This is a genomic window from Aeromonas sp. 61P (assembly GCF_051919545.1).
Taxonomy (GTDB): domain Bacteria; phylum Pseudomonadota; class Gammaproteobacteria; order Enterobacterales; family Aeromonadaceae; genus Aeromonas; species Aeromonas veronii.
This window is the reverse complement of the sequence record NZ_JBQBEL010000002.1, coordinates 1-3,616: the sequence shown is the minus strand read 5'-3', so window position 1 is coordinate 3,616 and position 3,616 is coordinate 1. Positions and strand designations below refer to the sequence as shown.

The 3,616-nt window shown below is 43.4% G+C and carries 5 protein-coding genes and 2 pseudogenes; 4 read left to right on the top strand and 3 right to left on the bottom strand.

The genetic code is table 11. From position 1 onward, the window contains the following. Positions 1–264: 264 nt before the first annotated feature. The 3 genes and pseudogenes from ACTG2O_RS21890 to rzpD all read left to right on the top strand — a co-directional run bounded on the left by ACTG2O_RS21890 (position 265) and on the right by rzpD (position 1,507). Positions 265–588, top strand: a pseudogene (locus tag ACTG2O_RS21890) (phage holin, lambda family). Continuing rightward, positions 572–1,048 (top strand): glycoside hydrolase family 24 protein, encoded by a 477-nt coding sequence (locus ACTG2O_RS21885; RefSeq protein WP_000229403.1) that lies wholly within the window; start codon positions 572–574, stop codon positions 1,046–1,048. Before ACTG2O_RS21890 ends, ACTG2O_RS21885 begins: the two are co-directional and overlap by 17 nt. Next, positions 1,045–1,507: pseudogene (gene rzpD, locus ACTG2O_RS21880) on the top strand (prophage endopeptidase RzpD). The gene ACTG2O_RS21885 and the pseudogene rzpD overlap by 4 nt, the downstream one beginning before the upstream one ends. Positions 1,508–1,538: 31 nt before the next feature. Here the strand turns inward: rzpD and bor are convergent. Further along, positions 1,539–1,832 (bottom strand): serum resistance lipoprotein Bor, encoded by a 294-nt coding sequence (gene bor, locus ACTG2O_RS21875; protein ID WP_000738492.1) that lies wholly within the window; start codon positions 1,830–1,832, stop codon positions 1,539–1,541. A gap of 289 nt (positions 1,833–2,121) precedes the next feature. Further along, positions 2,122–2,532 (bottom strand): DUF1398 domain-containing protein, encoded by a 411-nt coding sequence (locus tag ACTG2O_RS21870; protein WP_012775990.1) that lies wholly within the window; start codon positions 2,530–2,532, stop codon positions 2,122–2,124. 285 nt (positions 2,533–2,817) lie between these two features. Here ACTG2O_RS21870 and ybcW point away from each other — a divergent pair, with 285 nt between their 5' ends. Further along, complete coding sequence (ybcW, locus tag ACTG2O_RS21865) at positions 2,818–3,024, top strand: protein YbcW (protein WP_001031427.1); 207 nt, start codon at positions 2,818–2,820, stop codon at positions 3,022–3,024. A 164-nt stretch (positions 3,025–3,188) separates the two neighbouring features. On the opposite strand, the gene ACTG2O_RS21860 is transcribed toward ybcW, so the two are convergent. Beyond that, the gene (locus tag ACTG2O_RS21860; protein WP_001421937.1) at positions 3,189–3,383 is read right to left on the bottom strand and encodes a YlcI/YnfO family protein; all 195 of its coding nucleotides are present in this window, start codon (positions 3,381–3,383) and stop codon (positions 3,189–3,191) included. Positions 3,384–3,616: the final 233 nt, after the last annotated feature.

The following is a 3,616-nucleotide window of genomic DNA, read 5'->3' as shown; positions in this document are numbered from 1 at the left end:
TACGTATTGCTAAGGTTAAGAGCCTCTCATTGTCCGTTCTCTACAGCACCTGCCATCAGATTGTGTTTGTTAGTCGCTTTTTTTTTTTTTTTTTGGAATTTTTTTTTTGGAATTTTTTTTGCGCTAACAACCTCCTGCCGTTTTGCCCGTGCATATCGGTCACGAACAAATCTGATTACTAAACACAGTAGCCTGGATTTGTTCTATCAGTAATCGACCTTATTCCTAATTAAATAGAGCAAATCCCCTTATTGGGGGTAAGACATGAAGATGCCAGAAAAACATGACCTGTTGGCCGCCATTCTCGCGGCAAAGGAACAAGGCATCGGGGCAATCCTTGCGTTTGCAATGGCGTACCTTCGCGGCAGATATAATGGCGGTGCGTTTACAAAAACAGTAATCGACGCAACGATGTGCGCCATTATCGCCTAGTTCATTCGTGACCTTCTCGACTTCGCCGGACTAAGTAGCAATCTCGCTTATATAACGAGCGTGTTTATCGGCTACATCGGTACTGACTCGATTGGTTCGCTTATCAAACGCTTCGCTGCTAAAAAAGCCGGAGTAGAAGATGGTAGAAATCAATAATCAACGTAAGGCGTTCCTCGATATGCTGGCGTGGTCGGAGGGAACTGATAACGGACGTCAGAAAACCAGAAATCATGGTTATGACGTCATTGTAGGCGGAGAGCTATTTACTGATTACTCCGATCACCCTCGCAAACTTGTCACGCTAAACCCAAAACTCAAATCAACAGGCGCCGGACGCTACCAGCTTCTTTCCCGTTGGTGGGATGCCTACCGCAAGCAGCTTGGCCTGAAAGACTTCTCTCCGAAAAGTCAGGACGCTGTGGCATTGCAGCAGATTAAGGAGCGTGGCGCTTTACCTATGATTGATCGTGGTGATATCCGTCAGGCAATCGACCGTTGCAGCAATATCTGGGCTTCACTGCCGGGCGCTGGTTATGGTCAGTTCGAGCATAAGGCTGACAGCCTGATTGCAAAATTCAAAGAAGCGGGCGGAACGGTCAGAGAGATTGATGTATGAGCAGAGTCACCGCGATTATCTCCGCTCTGGTTATCTGCATCATCGTCTGCCTGTCATGGGCTGTTAATCATTACCCGTGATAACGCCATTACCTACAAAGCCCAGCGCGACAAAAATGCCAGAGAACTGAAGCTGGCGAACGCGGCAATTACTGACATGCAGATGCGTCAGCGTGATGTTGCTGCGCTCGATGCAAAATACACGAAGGAGTTAGCTGATGCTAAAGCTGAAAATGATGCTCTGCGTGATGATGTTGCCGCTGGTCGTCGTCGGTTGCACATCAAAGCAGTCTGTCAGTCAGTGCGTGAAGCCACCACCGCCTCCGGCGTGGATAATGCAGCCTCCCCCCGACTGGCAGACACCGCTGAACGGGATTATTTCACCCTCAGAGAGAGGCTGATCACTATGCAAAAACAACTGGAAGGAACCCAGAAGTATATTAATGAGCAGTGCAGATAGAGTTGCCCATATCGATGGGCAACTCATGCAATTATTGTGAGCAATACACACGCGCTTCCAGCGGAGTATAAATGCCTAAAGTAATAAAACCGAGCAATCCATTTACGAATGTTTGCTGGGTTTCTGTTTTAACAACATTTTCTGCGCCGCCACAAATTTTGGCTGCATCGACAGTTTTCTTCTGCCCAATTCCAGAAACGAAGAAATGATGGGTGATGGTTTCCTTTGGTGCTACTGCTGCCGGTTTGTTTTGAACAGTAAACGTCTGTTGAGCACATCCTGTAATAAGCAGGGCCAGCGCAGTAGCGAGTAGCATTTTTTTCATGGTGTTATTCCCGATGCTTTTTGAAGTTCGCAGAATCGTATGTGTAGAAAATTAAACAAACCCTAAACAATGAGTTGAAATTTCATATTGTTAATATTTATTAATGTATGTCAGGTGCGATGAATCGTCATTGTATTCCCGGATTAACTATGTCCACAGCCCTGACGGGGAACTTCTCTGCGGGAGTGTCCGGGAATAATTAAAACGATGCACACAGGGTTTAGCGCGTACACGTATTGCATTATGCCAACGCCCCGGTGCTGACACGGAAGAAACCGGACGTTATGATTTAGCGTGGAAAGATTTGTGTAGTGTTCTGAATGCTCTCAGTAAATAGTAATGAATTATCAAAGGTATAGTAATATCTTTTATGTTCATGGATATTTGTAACCCATCGGAAAACTCCTGCTTTAGCAAGATTTTCCCTGTATTGCTGAAATGTGATTTCTCTTGATTTCAACCTATCATAGGACGTTTCTATAAGATGCGTGTTTCTTGAGAATTTAACATTTACAACCTTTTTAAGTCCTTTTATTAACACGGTGTTATCGTTTTCTAACACGATGTGAATATTATCTGTGGCTAGATAGTAAATATAATGTGAGACGTTGTGACGTTTTAGTTCAGAATAAAACAATTCACAGTCTAAATCTTTTCGCACTTGATCGAATATTTCTTTAAAAATGGCAACCTGAGCCATTGGTAAAACCTTCCATGTGATACGAGGGCGCGTAGTTTGCATTATCGTTTTTATCGTTTCAATCTGGTCTGACCTCCTTGTGTTTTGTTGATGATTTATGTCAAATATTAGGAATGTTTTCACTTAATAGTATTGGTTGCGTAACAAAGTGCGGTCCTGCTGGCATTCTGGAGGGAAATACAACCGACAGATGTATGTAAGGCCAACGTGCTCAAATCTTCATACAGAAAGATTTGAAGTAATATTTTAACCGCTAGATGAAGAGCAAGCGCATGGAGCGACAAAATGAATAAAGAACAATCTGCTGATGATCCCTCCGTGGATCTGATTCGTGTAAAAAATATGCTTAATAGCACCATTTCTATGAGTTACCCTGATGTTGTAATTGCATGTATAGAACATAAGGTGTCTCTGGAAGCATTCAGAGCAATTGAGGCAGCGTTGGTGAAGCACGATAATAATATGAAGGATTATTCCCTGGTGGTTGACTGATCACCATAACTGCTAATCATTCAAACTATTTAGTCTGTGACAGAGCCAACACGCAGTCTGTCACTGTCAGGAAAGTGGTAAAACTGCAACTCAATTACTGCAATGCCCTCGTAATTAAGTGAATTTACAATATCGTCCTGTTCGGAGGGAAGAACGCGGGATGTTCATTCTTCATCACTTTTAATTGATGTATATGCTCTCTTTTCTGACGTTAGTCTCCGACGGCAGGCTTCAATGACCCAGGCTGAGAAATTCCCGGACCCTTTTTGCTCAAGAGCGATGTTAATTTGTTCAATCATTTGGTTAGGAAAGCGGATGTTGCGGGTTGTTGTTCTGCGGGTTCTGTTCTTCGTTGACATGAGGTTGCCCCGTATTCAGTGTCGCTGATTTGTATTGTCTGAAGTTGTTTTTACGTTAAGTTGATGCAGATCAATTAATACGATACCTGCGTCATAATTGATTATTTGACGTGGTTTGATGGCCTCCACGCACGTTGTGATATGTAGATGATAATCATTATCACTTTACGGGTCCTTTCCGGTGAAAAAAAAGGTACCAAAAAAAACATCGTCGTGAGTAGTGAACCGTAAGC

Bases quoted from the DNA above. Each gene is read 5' to 3' on its own strand.
- ACTG2O_RS21885 (WP_000229403.1), top strand. From the start codon at position 572: ATGGTAGAAATCAATAATCAACGTAAGGCGTTCCTCGATATGCTGGCG.
- bor (WP_000738492.1), bottom strand. From the start codon at position 1,832: ATGAAAAAAATGCTACTCGCTACTGCGCTGGCCCTGCTTATTACAGGA.
- ACTG2O_RS21870 (WP_012775990.1), bottom strand. From the start codon at position 2,532: ATGGCTCAGGTTGCCATTTTTAAAGAAATATTCGATCAAGTGCGAAAA.
- ybcW (WP_001031427.1), top strand. From the start codon at position 2,818: ATGAATAAAGAACAATCTGCTGATGATCCCTCCGTGGATCTGATTCGT.
- ACTG2O_RS21860 (WP_001421937.1), bottom strand. From the start codon at position 3,383: ATGTCAACGAAGAACAGAACCCGCAGAACAACAACCCGCAACATCCGC.